The following is a 16,909-nucleotide window of genomic DNA, read 5'->3' as shown; positions in this document are numbered from 1 at the left end:
TAAGCGAGGAGGAATAGCATGTCTGAATTTACTCATATCAACGAACAAGGTAATGCGAAGATGATAGATGTTTCTGAAAAAGAAATCACGAAACGTACTGCTACCGCTCATTCAAGTATTACCGTCAATCAAGATATTTATCAGCAAATTGTCGATCATACAAATAAGAAAGGTAATGTGCTGAACACTGCACAGATTGCTGGAATTATGGCTGCCAAAAACACATCCACAATTATTCCAATGTGCCATCCGCTCTCACTTACTGGTATTGATATTGCTTTCGAATGGGATACAACATCATCTTATACTCTAAACATTGAAGCTACTGTTTCAACGTCTGGTAAAACCGGAGTAGAGATGGAAGCCTTAACTGCAGCTTCTGCTACTGCATTAACGGTTTATGATATGACCAAAGCTTTAGATAAAGGAATGGTCATCGGAGAAACGTATCTTCTAACTAAATCTGGTGGTAAATCTGGCGACTATCGCCGAGAATCTAAATAATATTCTTTATTTAAATTATATACCCGTTCTGAGTTATTTAATTTAAACAGAACAAAATACGGAATTGTTGAGCAACAACATTTTTTATTTAACATAAAATGTCTGCTCAATGATTCCGTTTTTTCGTATCATATATTAATTATAAACCTCAATCATCATATGATAATCGTCTATAAGGATGATTTATTTTGTCAGTTCATGAATTAAATGATTTAATTCTGGTTTAATTAGTTTATTCATTGCAAGCTTCACTGCACCCGTTGAACCTGGTACTGAGAAAATAAGTTGTTCTCCAACTGTGCCTGCTACTGCACGTGAAAGTAAAGCACGTGTACCAACATCTTCAGCATAACTTAAATATCTGAACAATTCTCCGAAACCTTCAATTTCTTTTGAAAGCAATGGTGTTACAGCTTCTATTGTAACATCGCGTTGTGCAATTCCTGTGCCACCAGTTGTGATAATGACATCTACATCTTCAGCCAACCATTGTTGTAATTGCTCTGTAATCGCTTGTTTATCATCTTTAACAATCGCATAATGTTCTGGTTTGATTTCTACATTAATTTCAGATAATAATTCTTTTGCTAAGTTGCCGCCTTTATCTGTTTCCGGTGTTCTCGTATCTGATACTGTCAACACCGCACATTGAATATCTCTATCTAGCTTAACGTTTACATGTTCATTTTTTGTCATTCGATTGACCTCCGTTATTTATAATCTACTTCTAGCCTAACAGTTGATTCATTAATTTAATAGCCTCAGTCGGCTTAGTCATACCATGAATTAACATTCTTCCACCTGAGAAACTCACAATACGATGCCCATTAAATTCAAAACGAAGCATATATGGATTTGCATGATAATGGATATGATGCGCATCTAAATATTGTTTCAACATTTCCTGGGTAATATTTTCATTACTGTATTGTACGGTGTCTCTCCCGCAAAGTGTCGCATATTGCTGATCAGTTTGATGTAAATGAGGATACGTAGGGTTCGGTCCGCAAGTTGTACAAGTAGAATCAAACATTCGGCTGAAACCAAATGTATAATGTGTACCTTCCCATATGTCACCATAAGTTAATTTAGGTGTAAAGGGTGTGTCCGTCAGTATTTTCAACGCGTCTCTTAACTGTAAACTCGTTGTCATTGTGACAGCTGGTTGAATTACACCTACAGTATCACAAGTCATATTAATGACTGGCAATTGCGGCATCACACAATTAAAACAAGGTGTTTGTCCTGGAATAAAGGCTGCTTCAATGTACGTGCTTTGTACAACGCCCCCATATATCCAAGGTATATTATATTTATAGGCAAAATCATTTACCAATAAACGCGTATCAAAATTATCTGTTGCATCTAATATTAAATCCACATGTTGTGCATGTTCTTCTAAAAATGGCGGGTTAACTTGATCGATATATGCATCTATTTCAATATCACTACGAATTTCTGTCAATCTTTCTTTTGCAGCTATTACTTTAGGCAATGCTTCTTTAGCATCATTTTCTGTATACATTGTTTGACGCTGCAGATTGCTGAATTCAATATAATCACGATCCACGATAGTCAATTTACGTACCCCAGCACGTACTAAGCCATCAGCAAGATGTGTACCTAAAGCTCCCATCCCGATAATCAAAACATGTTTTTGTGATATTTTTTCTTGACCTTCCACTCCAATATTTTTAAATAATATTTGTCGTGAATAGCGTTCATTCATATTTTTTTATCCTTTCTAAAGTACATTACTTTTATTATATGATGATTCTGAGCACGACACAATTTTCCAAACTAAACTTTTTAAAAGATACAACAAACCCGACATGCACTGAATTCTTTCAGCACGATGTCGGGTTATGTTTCAAAATAAGCTATGAACCTATTGTAATAATCTCATCTGCAAGCTGCTCAGCTTCATAGTTTGAATGTGTAACAAAAATAATTGGAATCTGCCAATCATCAAACATTCTCTTAACTAAATGCATACTTTCTTCTTTCGTAGCATCATCTAGACTTGAAAAAGGTTCGTCTAAAAGCAGGATATCAGGTCGTGTGCTTAACGCTCTCGCAAGCGCTACACGTTGTGATTCTCCCCCTGATAAACGTGCAGGATATTGTTTAGTTAAATGCACAATATTCAGTTGACGCATCAGTTCATCTATATGCTCTGAAGGTTTGGCCATAAACGTAATATTCTGCATGACTGTCATATTCGGAAAGAGTTGATAATCTTGGAACAGATAACCAATACCACGTTCTTGAATTTTAACATTAACATCATGTTCAGTATCTGTTAATAAATGATCATCTATCTTAATATATGCTCGGTCTGCTTTACGTAATCCTGCAATCATATTCAGCACAGTGGTTTTACCGATACCAGACGGTCCCCTGATTGCATAAATCTTTGGTTGGTCATCATTAATATCAAGTTGGATAAAATGATCACGCAGTTGATATTCTATTTGGATGGTAAGCATTTAATCCACCTCCAAATATTTATCACGGTTAATCATATTAATTGTACCGATAACTGTGATTGCAAAGGCGACAAGTACCAGCACCCATAACCATGCTTCATTTTCTTTTCCTTGTTCTACTAAGAAATAAATTTCCAATGGCAAGGTGTTGGTTTTATTCGGAATGTAACCTGCAACCATAAGCGTTGCACCGAATTCCCCAATTGCTCTTGCAAATGCCATCATTATTCCTGATAAAATAGAACGTTTAGATAAAGGTAAAATCAAACGAAAGAATATTTTATTCTCACTTGCTCCCATAGTTCGCGCAGTATTCAACATTTTATTATTGATACCGCGAAATCCTTGTATCGTATGTTGATACATTAAAGGAAAACTTACAACAACGGACGCTATAACAGCGCCCGTCAATGTAAATACTACCGGCAAATGCAGAACATTTGTGAAGAATGCGCCTACCGGACTTTTTGGAGAAAATACGATTAAGAGTAAGAACCCCATTACTGTCGGAGGCAGAACAATCGGCAGTATAATGATACTTTCTAGAAGAGTTACTATGCGACCTCGATAACGATATAAAAGTCTGGAGATAATAATGCCCAGTATCGAAACGATAATCGTGCTGATTACAGCCACTTTTATGGATATCCAAAATGGCGTTAAATCAGGCATTTACGTTCCTCCTAGTTTTCGAATTTATATTCTTTCATAATTTTTTTAGCTTTATCAGATTTTAAGAATTTCATCCAATCTTTAGCTAATTTATTATCAGATGTTGCACCTGCTTCATAAACAATCGGTTTTTTCAATTTGACTTGTTCGATTTCTCTTACTTTGTCATTTTTAGTTTTGTTAGGATATAAATCTGTTTTATAAACATAACCTAATTGAGCATTACCTTTTTCAACATAGTTCAATACTTGACGAACGTCTTTAGCATAAACTAATTTGTCTTTAACACCATCATATAAACCATTGTCTTGTAAGTATTGAGTAGCATATTTACCGGCTGGTACAGATTTAGCTTCTCCAATTGCTAATTTTTGACCATCTTTTAAATCTTTAACAGATTTAATATCTGAATCTTTTTCACCGATAAGTACTAATTTGTTTTTAGCGTAGTTATAAGTATCATGTGCTTTTTTCTTGTCTTTTAATGCATCAACGTCTTTAGTATTTGCTGACATAAATACATCAACTGGTGCACCTTTTTCAATTTGTTGTCTTAAAGCACCAGAACCACCATAGTTAAATGTGATTTTAGCATCTGGATGATCTTTCTTGAATTCTTTTTCCAAATCTTTAGATACATCTGTTAAACTCGCTGCTGCTGAAATTTGTAGTTCTTGTTTTTTGTCATTGCTGTCAGACTTTTTACTGTCCTTTTTGTCTCCGCTGTCTGAATTAGAACAACCTGCTAACACTAAACAAATCGCTACTAATGCAATCAAAAAATGTTTGATTTTCATTACAAAACCTCCTAAAAAAAATGATTTCACTTTTGATTATACCCCTATATCCAATAAATTTCACGATATATTAAAAATTTATTTAATTTTTTTATTGCAAAGGTTAACAGGTAGTTATCTTTTAGTTTTTTGTAATAAAAAAGCTGTCAAAAGCCGACTTCACAGTGTTTGTATGAATTTTTCAAATCCTTTTTGACCTTCGGTGCTTTGTTTAAATACACCAGAATCTTCTAATACACGCTTAAAAATTCTTCCTACTTCTTGATGAATTATATTTTTGGCATTTTCATTATTGAAATTATATTTTTCTTTCATTTTGTCTGCCCACTTTTTGTGCGAGCCTGGTTCAGCATTAATATCTCCTAGAACATAACGTTCTACTTCTAGAAGTTCTTTTTTCAATCTTCCAGGTAAAATAGCTGTTCCCATCACTTCAATCAAACCAATATTTTCTTTTTTAATATGATGTACATCGTTGTGTGGATGGAAGATACCATCTGGATATTGTGTTGAAGTTTGATTATCCCTTAACACTAAATCCAATTCATATTCACTAGTTGTTTGATTAAAACGTGCAATTGGAGTTACCGTGTGATGACGTGTGCCATCTTGACTATACGCTCTGATATCCAGTTTTTCATCAGTGTATGATTTCCATGTTTCAAAAATATGATCTGCCGCTTCCGTCATTTCATCAAGATCTTCGCCTTTCAATCGGATAACACTCATCGGCCATTTCAAGATTGCAGCCTGTACATCAGGAAATTGTTCCATTTTAAATTGTTTCATTTCAGGTGCATGATCCATCGGGAAAGTATGTCGGCCGGTTTGGTAATGGTTATGAGACAGAATAGAACCACCTACGATAGGCAAATCAGCATTGGAACCTGCAAAATAGTGAGGGAATTTCTGAACAAATTGTAAAAGATTACTGAAAGTTTGTTTCTCAATTTTCATAGGCTCATGCGCTTCTGATAAAACAATACTATGTTCAGGGAAGTATGCATATGGAGAAAATTGAAAGCCCCAAGGTTGATGATTTAAATTCAATCTCACAATACGATGATTACGGCGTGCAGCTTGAGTAACAGATCCGACAAAGCCTTCATTTTCCATACATAACGCATTCGCTGGATAACTCGATTGTTTTGCTTCACGTGCTTTGGCAATTTCTTTAGCATCTTTTTCAGGCTTAGATAAATTGATAGTAATTTCTAAATCACCATACTCAGTTTCTGTATAGTAATGGATATTTTTGGCAATAGCATCTTCTTTTACATAGTGATTACGTTTACAGATTTGATAAAAATAACCCGTTGCTTTTTCCGGATGCGATTCATATCGTTTCCAAAATTCACGATTGATAGTTGATGGTTTGGGTGTAATTAAATCTAATAATTTCGTTTCAACTATTTCTTTTTGATAAACAACATCTTCTAGTAAACCATTATTCAGCATTTGTTGAATCCAAAATTGAGCAATCTCATTTGACGTTGGATTTACTAATCCATTATTATTTTTAGTTTCATCAATACTTTCAGCTTTTGTAATCTCTAATATTAGATTTTGAAGATAATAATTATCTTCTCTTTCATAATCACCATATTGTATTGCATCGTCAATAAATCGATTGACGTATTGCCGATTCAAATTCATAATAGGGCCTCCTGTAATTAATTTGAATATCCGTTTGGATGTGATTGATGCCAGTTCCATGCTGTTTCAATAATTTCATGAATATCATCATGTTTAGGTTTCCAACCAAGTACACGTTGTGCTTTATCACTAGATGCTACCAATTTACTTGGATCCCCAGCACGTCTTTCACCAATTTCTGCTTTGATATCAATTCCTGTTGCTTTACGTGCAGCTTCTACAATTTCAATGACAGAATATCCTTGGCTGCTTCCTAGATTAAACGCGCCGCTTTCTCCACCGTCTTTTAAATATTGATACGCTAAAATATGTGCCGCAATCAAATCTGTAACATGTAAATAATCGCGAACACATGAACCGTCTTCTGTATCATAATCTGTACCGAAAATAGTGATAGCATCACGCTGTCCTAATGCAGCTTGCAATACGATTGGAATTAAGTGCGTTTCTGGGTTATGGTCTTCACCGATACTTCCATCCTCTTTTGCACCTGCAACATTAAAATAACGTAATGCAGCATAATTCACACCGTATGCGTTATGACACCAATGCATCATTTTTTCCATCATAAGTTTACTTTCACCATATGGGTTCGTTGGAGCTTTTGGTGCATCTTCTTGAATTGGAATAATTTCAGGTTCTCCGTATACTGCTGCTGTAGAAGAAAAAATTATTTCATTAACATCATGTGCTTTCATCACTTCTAATAATACTTGCATGCCATAGACATTGTTATTAAAATATTCTAATGGCTTCTCAACAGATTCTCCTACTAAAGAATATGCACAAAAATGAAAAACACCTTCGACATTTTCTTGTTCAAAAACGTGATTTAAAAATGCTTTATCTCTAATATCCCCTTCATAAAAACGTGCTGTTTCCGGGACAGCTTGACGATGACCTGTTCCAAGATTATCTACAACTGCTACATCATATCCTTGTTCTATCAATTGATCAGCAGCATGACTGCCGATGTACCCTGCTCCACCTAACACTAAAACTGACATTTTATTCATCCTTCCTTATTTCATATCTTTATATACTTTACTCCATCACCAATATCAACGTGATAAAATGAGGGTTCATATCCAATTTTATCTTTATAGATTTTGGTTACTTCCTCTTCTAAATCTTTAATGCGGTCTTTATGTACCAATGCAATTGCACACCCAGCAAATCCAGCACCAGTCATACGTGCGCCTAGAACACCTTCTACTTGTTGAGCTGTTTCAGCTAAAGTATCCAATTCAATTCCGGTTACTTCATAATCATTTTTTAATGAAGCATGAGAAGCATTCAACAGTCTGCCGAATTCTATGAAATCTTTTCGATTCAAAGCCGCATATGCTTCTTTAACACGTGCATTTTCAGTTATCGCATGACGTGCACGGCGTAATAAAACATCTTCTTCTATTAAATAAGCATGTTTTTCAAATGTAGTCACATCTATATGTCCTAAAGCATCCACATCTAATTCTTGTTGTAATAATGCCAATGCGCTCTGACACTCTTTTAAACGTTCATTATATTTAGATTCAGCTAATTCACGACGCTTATTGGTATTCATAATCGAAATAACATAATCTCCGAATTCTGTTGGTACATAATGATACTCTAACGTAGCAGTATCTAAAAGTATTGCTTGGTCTTTGCGTCCCATACCTACGATGAATTGATCCATAATACCAGAATTTACGCCAATAAATTGATTTTCAACTTTACGACCAAGTTCAATCAATTCTAATCTTTCAACTTCTAAATTGAACAGTGCCTTTAATAACCACCCCATCAAAATTTCGATAGATGCAGATGAAGATAGACTTGCGCCATTTGGTATGTTTCCTTCTATCAGTATATTGAACCCAGAATCTATTTGATAACCAGATTCTTTTAGAAATTTAACCATCCCTTTTGGATAGTTCGCCCAGCTATGTGTTGTATCGAATTGTAATTCATCAAGTGAAAATTCAATCGTTCCTGTTGATTCAAAATTATTCGAGTACAGACAAATCTTATTATCATTTCTCTTACTTGCTAAACCATATGTGCCAAGTTCAATGGCTGCTGGAAAAACATAGCCACCATTATAGTCTGTATGTTCTCCGATTAAATTAATTCGTCCAGGTGCAAAAGCAGCGACTTCAGGTTGCGTATTGAATAAAGTATCGAATTTTGATTTCATTGATGTCAACATCGGACTTTCTCCTCTCACAAAACAGTAAATAATCTTAGTAAACACAATTAAAGTTTATCTGTTTACTAAATGTTTTGTCAAAATATATTTTATTCTTTTTCAGCATATGACTCTCGTAAAATCAAACGCGTTTGTACAATCGTATGCAAAGCATTTGAACGGACTTTTTTAACTCTATCTTCAGCCATTGCGACAGCGCTTTTTCCAAATTGTTCAATGTCAATTTGGACACTAGTCAAAGAAGGCGTTACATATTGATTTACATCTAAATCATTAAATCCAATGACTTTCACATCACTAGGAATGTGTTTGCCATTTTTTTGCAGACCTTGAATAACACCAATAGCAACCATATCATTGCCCGCTATTACAATATCCGGCAATTGAGATAAAGATTCAATTTCTTGTTCTCCATCTTCACGCGTCCAACCAACCAAATGTGCATCCGGTGTTTTATCATGAGATTTGCACCATTGCACATAAGCTTGATATCGCACATCGTTATTATAGGTAATACTGCCGTCTAAAGACATTTCTTCTCGCATGCCGCCGAAGTATGTTATTTGAGCTTTTTGATGCTTTTGTATAATTCTATCGAGTAATTTCAGCATTGTTTTCTCTAAATCTGAATAAACCGAATCAATAAAATCAGGTACCTCAGGATTATTAATAACAACCATATTGGGATTATATTGATAAATTGTTTCTAGTGCTGTTTTGGAAAAATTACCGATGACCAACAGTGCACCTGCTTTTTTAACCTCAGTCCAATCTTGTTTTTTCATTTCTGATTCAACTCGAATGGTCTTCTTTAAAGTAAGATTTAACCGTTTGATTTCTGTTTCAATTGCTAACCGCAATTCACGATGAAACGGATCTGCCATTTCTCGTCTTCTAGAAGCATAAGTAATAATTTGAACTTGACGATTCATGCGTGTCGCCTTTTGATAAGCCATTTCTTCTGCTACTTTAAGCACACGCTGTCTTGTTTTATCAGCTACTGACAATGTCGGGTCTTCGTTTAATATACGAGAAACTGTACCTGGACTGACGCCTGCTGCTTTTGCAATATCTCTAATACTTGCCATACACCCGCCTCCTTTTGTTTACTTTGAGTTTACTATTATAAATGCCTCGTCTCAACTTAAATTTCCTTTTATACAGATAAATGTCCAAATCTTTTTTGAAAAGAGGAATAATATAGTATATTCTTTTAGTAAGGAGTCAATGCTTATGAATAAAGATATAAATAATGATATAGATGTAATGACGGATCAAAATATTGTCCGTTATGAAGATGGAAAGTTGTTCGAAACTACAGACAGTTATGTGACTGAATTTCCTTTAACAATTATGGTCAATGGAGAAGAGTTTGCAACCGTCATCTGCAGTCCAGACCACATGGAAGAGTTGGTGCTGGGCTTTTTAGCGTCTGAAGGTGCCATCTTAAAACGCAGTGAACTGAAATCTATTCAAATAGATGATAGTAAAGGATTTGCCCATGTAGAACTTACAAAGGACTTAGGCGACCGCTTCGAGTACTCAACAAAACGTATGATTGCATCTTGTTGCGGAAAAAGTCGTGAGTTCTATTTCCACAATGATGCAGCAATTGCTAAAACATCCATGTCACACATCAAACTACAACCTCAACAGGTAGTAAATATGATGACACGCTTGCAAAGTGCAAGTACACTATTTAAACGTACTGGCGGATTGCATAATGCCGCTATTAGTGATGGCGATGCATTCTTTGAACATCGTCAAGATATAGGAAGACATAATGCGCTTGATAAATTATACGGCTTTTGCTTAGAACGTCATATCCCTGTTCGAGATAAAGTATTAATTTTCAGCGGTCGTATTTCATCAGAAATTTTAATTAAAGCTGCTAAAATCGGCGTTGGTGTCATTTTATCGAAATCAGCACCTACTACTTTAGCTGTTACATTAGCAGATGATTTAAATATCACAGCAATCGGTTTTTGCAGAGACGGAAACTTCAGTGTTTATAGTCATCCCGAACGAATAGAAGCTGTCCCTTCACAAGAATAATTTCTTGTAAGGCACAGCTTCTTTTTTTATATATTTTCTTTTAAAATTTGATAACGAAAGCCAATAAAAGTATAGCCTTGTTTGATATACATATCTTTGGCTGTATCTTCACCATCTGCAACTAAAATAATCGGTTTTGTACCTGCGTAATCAGCAATAAAGGCTTGTACAGCCCTGCCTATCCCCTTCTTACGCATACTTTCAATTACACCAAAACTATCAATCTCAACGGTTTGATCAGTTTCGATAATATCTATAGAGCCGACTGGCTGGTTTTGGTAATAAGCCACTACACGTTTAGTTTTCTCTCCATCTAGTAATGCTTGCCGAATCATTTTTTCAGATTCATCAGCATAATCTTCACCAAATTGCATAGCGAATGTGCGATGGATTGTTAAATAATCCTCTAATTTATCTTTAGTAACCCATTCGATTGTTAATGTATCTGGAATCTCGCCTTGTAAAGCTTCCGCTTCAATCGCATACATTTCCATTAATCCTAACTCAAACCCTTCTTTTTCCAAGTAATCCAGAAAAGTTTGAGAGAGTTCTGTATTTTCAGGAAAAGCAAACATAAGATGATGACTATCTTGTGCATGATGCTGTTTTAATTGTGTTTCTGCATCCTTTAACCATTGCTCAAAATCAGGCATTTCATGATAGGCCCATTTATTAGAATAATATGTTAAGGGTGCTTCTGGTGTAAGGTAAATAGTCTTAAAGTTATCTTGAAAAGCAATATTTCCTGATTCATCAATTAAATTCATTGAAAGTTTCACCATGACTGATTCCTCTTTTCATCAAAAAAATTAGAAACGAATCAATTGTTTAAAACGTGTATGATTTAATAAAGCTGCACCGATTAATGATGCAATCACCGCTTTCACAATATCACCAGGCATAAAAACAAATGATAAAAAGAAAGCTTTAGATAACGGCATATTCGTAATCATACCCATGATTAATGTACCTGCGATGTCTAATAACAACACACCAGCTATAATCACTGGAATAAATATTTTAATAAAATTAATACGCTCTATCGTTCTGTCGCGATACCAACCAATCAAGAATGCAACAACTGGATACAAGAATAAGAATCCTGCAGATGGACCTGCAAAAAGACCAATTCCTCCTCTTCCTCCTGATAAAACTGGTAATCCGCATGCTGCTAAAATAAGAAAAACAATGACACTGATTATACCATATTTTTTACCAAGTAAAATACCTGCTAAGAAAATACCAATATTTTGTAATACAATAGGTACTGGCATAAATGGCAATGGAATCGGCGGTACTAAACCAAGCAAAGCTATAATCGCAGTCATAATTGCTGTAAATGTAATATGTTTTGTAGTCATGATAAACCTCCTTGAAATATATCCAAGAAAGATTATACCATAATTGTTAACTTGAATTTACTAAAAGTTTACATTAAAAGTGTGTTATTTTTATTTCTCTACCCTTCAACCTTTTCTGCTAACTTTGTCATGTATTCAAAAAAGGCATTTCGATCTACATCATTTACCACATTAACCCTACGTCCACCTTCCATTACTTTAACCGTGCGTCCTTGACTTGGACCATGCGGAATTACTTCTACTTGCATGGCTTCAGATTTAACTAAATCCGGTTTTCCGACAAAAGCGGTGGTTAACACATCCCATAAAAAATAAGTTGAATTAGTAATAAAGTGTGTTAAAGGCGGTACCACTGCATAACATACCCCCAAGAAGTCTACGCCGATATGCTGACGTCTATCAGCCCAATACTGACGAACATCTACTGTCAAAGGAACTTGATTGGTACTTTCTAAAGCAACCATATCAATATTAATATCACTTTCAAATACAGTATACACAGCTTCTGGATCCCAAAATGCATTCCATTCCGCAGTACCATCATGTTCAGGTTCCTCAACGTTACCTTTAGTTAAAAATGTGCCGCCCATCCATACTAAGCGTTCAATATTTTGTGTGAGATTCGGTTCAGTCTTCAATGCTTTCGCCAAATCTGTTAAAGGTCCAGTAAATAATAACGTTACAGGAAGCGCGCTTTGATTTACCTTCTCTATAATATCTTGATATGCTTCTAAATCAGATTCAGCAGAACGCTTTTCTATTCTGCTTTCATTTAAAATCGGTAAAGCATCTACGAAAAATGCATGCATACGCCATTCTTTAGGAAAAGGATTCTTTCCTCTTTCATATGAAGGTGCGACTGCTAACTTTCTGTTAGAAAAACGGTCTATAATTTTTCTAGATGCGCTGACTGCTGGTTCTAAATAACTGTCAGCACCAATTGCACTTACACCAATCAAATCGACTTCTTCCATTTGTAGAAGCAGGAATAATGAGACAAGGTCATCAACACCGCCATCATGGTTAAAATATACTGGTTTCATTTTTGCCCTCCGTGATGTTCTATTTTTTCAACACTTCCATTTTATTGTCTCTTTAACTTAATTGCAAAACTAAACCATACAATCAAAGAAAGCTCTTAAATGTGTCTGAATTTTTATGATGATTGATAGAAAGCAACTTTATTAATTAAAATTGCTTTCAAGCTATTAATCCGAGTGATACACTAAACTTAATACTTCAGAAACAACGAGGAGGAAAAACGGTGCTAGAATCAGGTTTAATTCATACAGAAATTCAACGTAAATGGTTGAAAAAACTTCAAGATGTAAAAGAACAATTCCAATCCTATTCAGAGAAGAATGATTTAGAAAGCAGATTTCCTTATGAAAATATTGATTGGCTTGTAAAAGAAGGTTATACAAAATTAACTTTACCAAAAGAATATGGCGGTGAAGGCGCAACGATTGAAGACATGGTGATTCTACAAAGCTATCTTGGTTCAATCGACGGTGCGACTGCTTTATCTATAGGATGGCATTTAAGTGTGGTTGGACAATTATATGAACACGAAATGTGGGATAAACCTCTTCTTGAAAAATTTGCAGAGGATATTAAAAATGGTGCACTCATCAACCGCGCAGTCAGTGAAGCTGAAACTGGCAGCCCAACACGAGGCGGTAAACCTTCCACTCATGCAGTAAAAGATGGTGACAACTATATTTTAAACGGTGTAAAAACTTTCACTTCTATGAGTCCTGCATTGACGCATTTCTTAGTCAGCGGATATGATCAAACTTCTGGTGATTTCGGGTTCTTTTTAGTTGAAAAAGATACGCCAGGATTATCAATTGCTGAAACCTGGAATGAACTAGGCATGCGTGCGACTGAAAGCCATGATTTAGTACTGAAAGATGTGCGAATCCCTGCTGAAAACTTTGTTGAAGTAATGGGCAAAGGACCGAAACGTCCAAATGGCTGGATACTCCATATTCCGAGTGTCTATTTAGGTATTGCTCAAGCTGCAGCAGACTACGCAAAAGACTTTGCAAAAGAACATAGTCCGAACAGTATCGAAGGTACCATCGCTGATTTACCGACAATTCAGCAATCTGTCGGTGAAATGGAATCTCTATTACTTTCAGCACGCGGTTTCTTATGGTCAACAGCCCGTATTTATAATGAATCACCAGATGCTCCTGTCTGGAATGAAACATCTGCCAGCAAGGTCCTTGTAATGAATCAGGGATTACAAGTTGTAGATATAGCGATGCGTATTGTCGGTGCGAAAAGTTTAGATATGGATCGTCCGCTTCAACGCTATTATCGCGATATGCGTGCCGGCTTGCATAACCCTCCTATGCAAGATGCAGCGTATACGAATATCGCTAAATCTGAATTAGATTTATTTTAAATAACAATTCGCCAGCATGTCACAAAACGTTATCTTCTTAATATCGAAGATAGCGTTTTTCTTTTGCATACAATTTACAACCCCTTTTAATATGTATTCATTCCTCACTATTTTTAAACAAACAACTAATGGAACTCAATTTTTCTAAAAAAATGTTGTGTATTTCAATACAAGCCTTTATAATTGAGAATAAATGATAATCGTTTTCAATTAGGAGGAAAATTATAAATGAAGAAACTGCTTATCCCAATGATTATCTTAGTACTTGTGCTAGCAGCATGCGGCAATAAGTCGGGAGATCAAAAAGATTCTAAGAAAGAAACACGTTCATATACTATGGACAACGGTAAAAAAATAGATGTGCCAAAAGACCCTAAACGTATTGCTGTTGTAGCACCTACATATGCAGGCGGTATTAAAAAATTAGGTGGTAATGTTGTTGCAGTAAACAGCCAAGTAGACGACAGTAAAGTTTTAAAAGATAAATTTAAAGGCGTTGAAAAAATCGGTGCCACTGGCAGTGAAGATGTCGAAAAAGTTATCAAACAAAAGCCAGACTTAATTATTGTATATTCAACTGATAAAAACATTAAAAAATACCAAAAAGTTGCCCCTACTGTTGTGTTCGACTATGCAAAACATAAATACCTTGATCAACAACTTGAATTAGGTAAGTTATTAGGTAAAGAAGATAAAGCGAAAAAATGGACAGAAGATTGGAAAAAAGAAACTTCTAAAGACGGCAAAGAAATCAAAGATAAAATCGGTAAAGATTCAACTGTATCATTATTAGATGAGTTTGATAAAAAGCTTTATACTTACGGACCAAACTGGGGCCGCGGCGGCGAAGTTATCTATCAAGCTTTCGGATTGAAAATGCCAGCTAAACAAGAAGAACTTGTGAAAAAAGATGGTTGGGCTGAAGTAAAACAAGAAAAAATCCCTGAATATGCAGGTGATTATATTGTTTCAACACGTGACGGCAAAGCAGAACCTTCATACACTCAAACAAACTTATGGAAAAACTTGCCAGCAGTCAAAGATCACCATGTGATCAATGTTGATGCAAAAACATATTGGTTCAACGATCCTTATACTTTAGATTATATGCGTAAAGACTTAAAAGAAAAATTTATGAAATAAACAAAATAGAGCGGATGGAACATGAAAATTGTTCCGTCCGCTCTTTGTTTTGTTTCAGTTCAATGAAACTATTTATTTTCTGGGTAGGCCTCTTCTTCAGCTTTTTCAGTTGTTTCAACTTTTTTGCCAGCAAGCAGCATAATCCATGTTGCTACAATGAATGGTAAGGTAAATACAGGTAATCCGAATGGTTTTAACCATGTTACTAAACCTGCATGCATCACAACAGTAATAATAATACCAAACAGCATACTCACATATTTATTAAATACTGATGCCTCTTTAAACGTCACACCCAGTGCTAATATGACTAAGATGACATTATAGCCATATAATCCTGCATTAATTTCATCATGATTGGCACCAAATATCATAACTACAAAGACACCGACGATATTTGCGATGATTGAAAATACTCCTGCTTTACGTGATGCAATAAAGATACCAATTAAAATAATTAAACCGCCTATTGCACTTTTAACCAAGAAGATTTCACTGAATCCATCCAAAAAGCTTAATAAGCTATTAATGGTATGGTGTGAAAACTGAATTTCCTTCACTACTGACGGCAATATATTGACGCCAGCATTTACATATTCAAATTGGAAAGACATAAATAAAAACATCCAACTGATAAATACATACGGCATCGTTAGCATCGGTAAATCAAAACGATTTAACAACGCTCTGAAAGCTGCCCCAATAGGCATCGTTAATACAACTGCAAGTAAAGTCATGAGTACGCTTTTCCACCCAGGTACTAAAAAGACAGTCAGCGCAACACCAGTTAACACAGGATTGAATCCCGCTAACCCTTGATTAATTTCTTCTTTAGAGTAATTGGTAATAGGAGCAATGAAATAAGCGATTATACTAGAAAGCAAAGCTGCTAATCCTACCTTCCAATTTCCTATAAACAAACCAATTAGAATAAATAATCCTGTCCAGCTATTCTCTAATAAAATGACCTGTGAAATGTTTTTCAATATGACGCGTGTAAAATGACGCATTTATCTTCACCTGATTTCAACGTTTTTTAAACATATTGATTTTACCAAAAATAATTAAAGCTGAAAATAATTATAATTTCTATGCTTGTTTGCTTGTATGGATGAGGGGGTAAATTTTATTAGCTTTCAAAAAAATGAAAAATCTAATATATTTAAATAATACTTTAATTACATTTTATGCAATAATGTTGTCAGAACGCAGTTTTTCTGAATTATAAGTGTGTAATTCTTGTATAATAAAACGAATGGTTTTAGAATAAATAAGCAATATAAATTTGAAAAACGTTTGAAAGAAGGGATTATTGTGCATTTCACGCAACGTGAACAAGATAAATTGATGCTTGTTGTAGCAAATGATTTGGCACGCAGACGACAATCTCGCGGATTGAAATTAAACTATCCAGAAGCGGTCGCAATTATCAGTTATGAAATGTTAGAAGGTGCCAGAGACGGTAAAAGTGTCGCAGAACTTATGAGTTATGGCAGACAAATTTTAAATAAAGATGATGTTATGGAAGGTGTTTCTGATATGATTCCTGATTTGGAAATCGAAGCAACATTTCCTGATGGAACAAAATTAATCACAATCCACCACCCTATCGTTTAAAAAGGAGG

18 protein-coding genes are annotated in these 16,909 nt (G+C 35.1%); 5 read left to right on the top strand and 13 right to left on the bottom strand.

The features are described 5' to 3' along the window. The first annotated feature begins 18 nt into the window (after positions 1-18). Complete coding sequence (gene moaC / locus DYE31_RS03515; RefSeq protein WP_015901004.1) at positions 19-504, top strand: cyclic pyranopterin monophosphate synthase MoaC; 486 nt, start codon at positions 19-21, stop codon at positions 502-504. Between the two features lie 183 nt (positions 505-687). Here the strand turns inward: moaC and DYE31_RS03510 are convergent, their stop codons facing one another. The 9 genes from DYE31_RS03510 to DYE31_RS03470 form a co-directional block, all read right to left on the bottom strand. Continuing rightward, positions 688-1,200, bottom strand: a complete 513-nt coding sequence (locus tag DYE31_RS03510; RefSeq protein ID WP_015901005.1) for a MogA/MoaB family molybdenum cofactor biosynthesis protein — start codon at positions 1,198-1,200, stop codon at positions 688-690. 31 nt (positions 1,201-1,231) lie between these two features. Next, a complete protein-coding gene (locus tag DYE31_RS03505) occupies positions 1,232-2,233 on the bottom strand; it encodes a ThiF family adenylyltransferase (protein ID WP_015901006.1) in 1,002 nt (333 codons plus the stop codon). Between the two features lie 151 nt (positions 2,234-2,384). Further along, a complete protein-coding gene (locus DYE31_RS03500) occupies positions 2,385-2,993 on the bottom strand; it encodes an ATP-binding cassette domain-containing protein (protein ID WP_015901007.1) in 609 nt (202 codons plus the stop codon). Next, positions 2,994-3,665, bottom strand: a complete 672-nt coding sequence (gene modB / locus DYE31_RS03495) for a molybdate ABC transporter permease subunit (protein WP_015901008.1) — start codon at positions 3,663-3,665, stop codon at positions 2,994-2,996. 11 nt (positions 3,666-3,676) lie between these two features. Then, positions 3,677-4,462 carry a molybdate ABC transporter substrate-binding protein gene (gene modA, locus DYE31_RS03490; protein ID WP_015901009.1) on the bottom strand — a complete coding sequence of 262 codons (786 nt, stop codon included), beginning with the start codon at positions 4,460-4,462 and terminating at the stop codon, positions 3,677-3,679. Between the two features lie 159 nt (positions 4,463-4,621). Next, positions 4,622-6,118, bottom strand: coding sequence for a UDP-glucose--hexose-1-phosphate uridylyltransferase (gene galT / locus DYE31_RS03485; RefSeq protein WP_015901010.1), 1,497 nt, complete (start codon positions 6,116-6,118; stop codon positions 4,622-4,624). 17 nt (positions 6,119-6,135) lie between these two features. Beyond that, positions 6,136-7,125, bottom strand: coding sequence for a UDP-glucose 4-epimerase GalE (galE, locus tag DYE31_RS03480; protein ID WP_015901011.1), 990 nt, complete (start codon positions 7,123-7,125; stop codon positions 6,136-6,138). Between the two features lie 20 nt (positions 7,126-7,145). Then, positions 7,146-8,312 (bottom strand): galactokinase, encoded by a 1,167-nt coding sequence (locus tag DYE31_RS03475; protein WP_053464338.1) that lies wholly within the window; start codon positions 8,310-8,312, stop codon positions 7,146-7,148. A gap of 89 nt (positions 8,313-8,401) precedes the next feature. Then, complete coding sequence (locus DYE31_RS03470; RefSeq protein WP_015901013.1) at positions 8,402-9,400, bottom strand: LacI family DNA-binding transcriptional regulator; 999 nt, start codon at positions 9,398-9,400, stop codon at positions 8,402-8,404. Positions 9,401-9,545: 145 nt separating this feature from the next. Here DYE31_RS03470 and fdhD point away from each other — a divergent pair, with 145 nt between their 5' ends. Further along, a complete protein-coding gene (gene fdhD, locus DYE31_RS03465) occupies positions 9,546-10,367 on the top strand; it encodes a formate dehydrogenase accessory sulfurtransferase FdhD (RefSeq protein ID WP_015901014.1) in 822 nt (273 codons plus the stop codon). A gap of 26 nt (positions 10,368-10,393) precedes the next feature. Here the strand turns inward: fdhD and DYE31_RS03460 are convergent, their stop codons facing one another. From DYE31_RS03460 to DYE31_RS03450, 3 genes are all read right to left on the bottom strand, one after another. Then, on the bottom strand, positions 10,394-11,149 hold the full coding sequence (locus DYE31_RS03460) for a GNAT family N-acetyltransferase (protein WP_015901015.1): 756 nt from the start codon (positions 11,147-11,149) through the stop codon (positions 10,394-10,396). Between the two features lie 27 nt (positions 11,150-11,176). Continuing rightward, positions 11,177-11,728, bottom strand: a complete 552-nt coding sequence (locus DYE31_RS03455) for a biotin transporter BioY (protein ID WP_115314362.1) — start codon at positions 11,726-11,728, stop codon at positions 11,177-11,179. Positions 11,729-11,826: 98 nt separating this feature from the next. Then, on the bottom strand, positions 11,827-12,771 hold the full coding sequence (locus DYE31_RS03450) for a nucleoside hydrolase (RefSeq protein WP_015901017.1): 945 nt from the start codon (positions 12,769-12,771) through the stop codon (positions 11,827-11,829). A 221-nt stretch (positions 12,772-12,992) separates the two neighbouring features. Here DYE31_RS03450 and DYE31_RS03445 point away from each other — a divergent pair, with 221 nt between their 5' ends. Together DYE31_RS03445 and DYE31_RS03440 are read left to right on the top strand one after the other, a co-directional pair. Next, positions 12,993-14,141: an acyl-CoA dehydrogenase family protein gene (locus DYE31_RS03445; protein ID WP_015901018.1), complete on the top strand. Its 1,149-nt coding sequence runs from the start codon at positions 12,993-12,995 to the stop codon at positions 14,139-14,141. 228 nt (positions 14,142-14,369) lie between these two features. Beyond that, on the top strand, positions 14,370-15,284 hold the full coding sequence (locus tag DYE31_RS03440) for an ABC transporter substrate-binding protein (protein ID WP_015901019.1): 915 nt from the start codon (positions 14,370-14,372) through the stop codon (positions 15,282-15,284). Positions 15,285-15,352: 68 nt separating this feature from the next. Here the strand turns inward: DYE31_RS03440 and yut are convergent, their stop codons facing one another. Beyond that, positions 15,353-16,294: an urea transporter gene (gene yut / locus DYE31_RS03435; RefSeq protein ID WP_015901020.1), complete on the bottom strand. Its 942-nt coding sequence runs from the start codon at positions 16,292-16,294 to the stop codon at positions 15,353-15,355. Between the two features lie 304 nt (positions 16,295-16,598). Between yut and DYE31_RS03430 the strand changes: the two genes are divergently transcribed. Further along, positions 16,599-16,901: an urease subunit gamma gene (locus tag DYE31_RS03430; protein WP_015901021.1), complete on the top strand. Its 303-nt coding sequence runs from the start codon at positions 16,599-16,601 to the stop codon at positions 16,899-16,901. Positions 16,902-16,909: the final 8 nt, after the last annotated feature.

The sequence above is a fragment of the Staphylococcus carnosus genome, assembly GCF_900458435.1.
GTDB classification, from domain to species: Bacteria; Bacillota; Bacilli; order Staphylococcales; family Staphylococcaceae; genus Staphylococcus; species Staphylococcus carnosus.
The sequence above is the reverse complement of the archived record's forward strand: the minus strand, read 5'-3'. Positions and strand labels throughout refer to the sequence as shown.

Excerpts from the sequence above, each read along its gene's own strand:
- moaC (WP_015901004.1), top strand. The coding sequence starts at position 19 with ATGTCTGAATTTACTCATATCAACGAACAAGGTAATGCGAAGATGATA.
- DYE31_RS03510 (WP_015901005.1), bottom strand. The coding sequence starts at position 1,200 with ATGACAAAAAATGAACATGTAAACGTTAAGCTAGATAGAGATATTCAA.
- DYE31_RS03505 (WP_015901006.1), bottom strand. The coding sequence starts at position 2,233 with ATGAATGAACGCTATTCACGACAAATATTATTTAAAAATATTGGAGTG.
- DYE31_RS03500 (WP_015901007.1), bottom strand. The coding sequence starts at position 2,993 with ATGCTTACCATCCAAATAGAATATCAACTGCGTGATCATTTTATCCAA.
- modB (WP_015901008.1), bottom strand. The coding sequence starts at position 3,665 with ATGCCTGATTTAACGCCATTTTGGATATCCATAAAAGTGGCTGTAATC.
- modA (WP_015901009.1), bottom strand. The coding sequence starts at position 4,462 with ATGAAAATCAAACATTTTTTGATTGCATTAGTAGCGATTTGTTTAGTG.
- galT (WP_015901010.1), bottom strand. The coding sequence starts at position 6,118 with ATGAATTTGAATCGGCAATACGTCAATCGATTTATTGACGATGCAATA.
- galE (WP_015901011.1), bottom strand. The coding sequence starts at position 7,125 with ATGTCAGTTTTAGTGTTAGGTGGAGCAGGGTACATCGGCAGTCATGCT.
- DYE31_RS03475 (WP_053464338.1), bottom strand. The coding sequence starts at position 8,312 with ATGTTGACATCAATGAAATCAAAATTCGATACTTTATTCAATACGCAA.
- DYE31_RS03470 (WP_015901013.1), bottom strand. The coding sequence starts at position 9,400 with ATGGCAAGTATTAGAGATATTGCAAAAGCAGCAGGCGTCAGTCCAGGT.
- fdhD (WP_015901014.1), top strand. The coding sequence starts at position 9,546 with ATGAATAAAGATATAAATAATGATATAGATGTAATGACGGATCAAAAT.
- DYE31_RS03460 (WP_015901015.1), bottom strand. The coding sequence starts at position 11,149 with ATGGTGAAACTTTCAATGAATTTAATTGATGAATCAGGAAATATTGCT.
- DYE31_RS03455 (WP_115314362.1), bottom strand. The coding sequence starts at position 11,728 with ATGACTACAAAACATATTACATTTACAGCAATTATGACTGCGATTATA.
- DYE31_RS03450 (WP_015901017.1), bottom strand. The coding sequence starts at position 12,771 with ATGAAACCAGTATATTTTAACCATGATGGCGGTGTTGATGACCTTGTC.
- DYE31_RS03440 (WP_015901019.1), top strand. The coding sequence starts at position 14,370 with ATGAAGAAACTGCTTATCCCAATGATTATCTTAGTACTTGTGCTAGCA.
- yut (WP_015901020.1), bottom strand. The coding sequence starts at position 16,294 with ATGCGTCATTTTACACGCGTCATATTGAAAAACATTTCACAGGTCATT.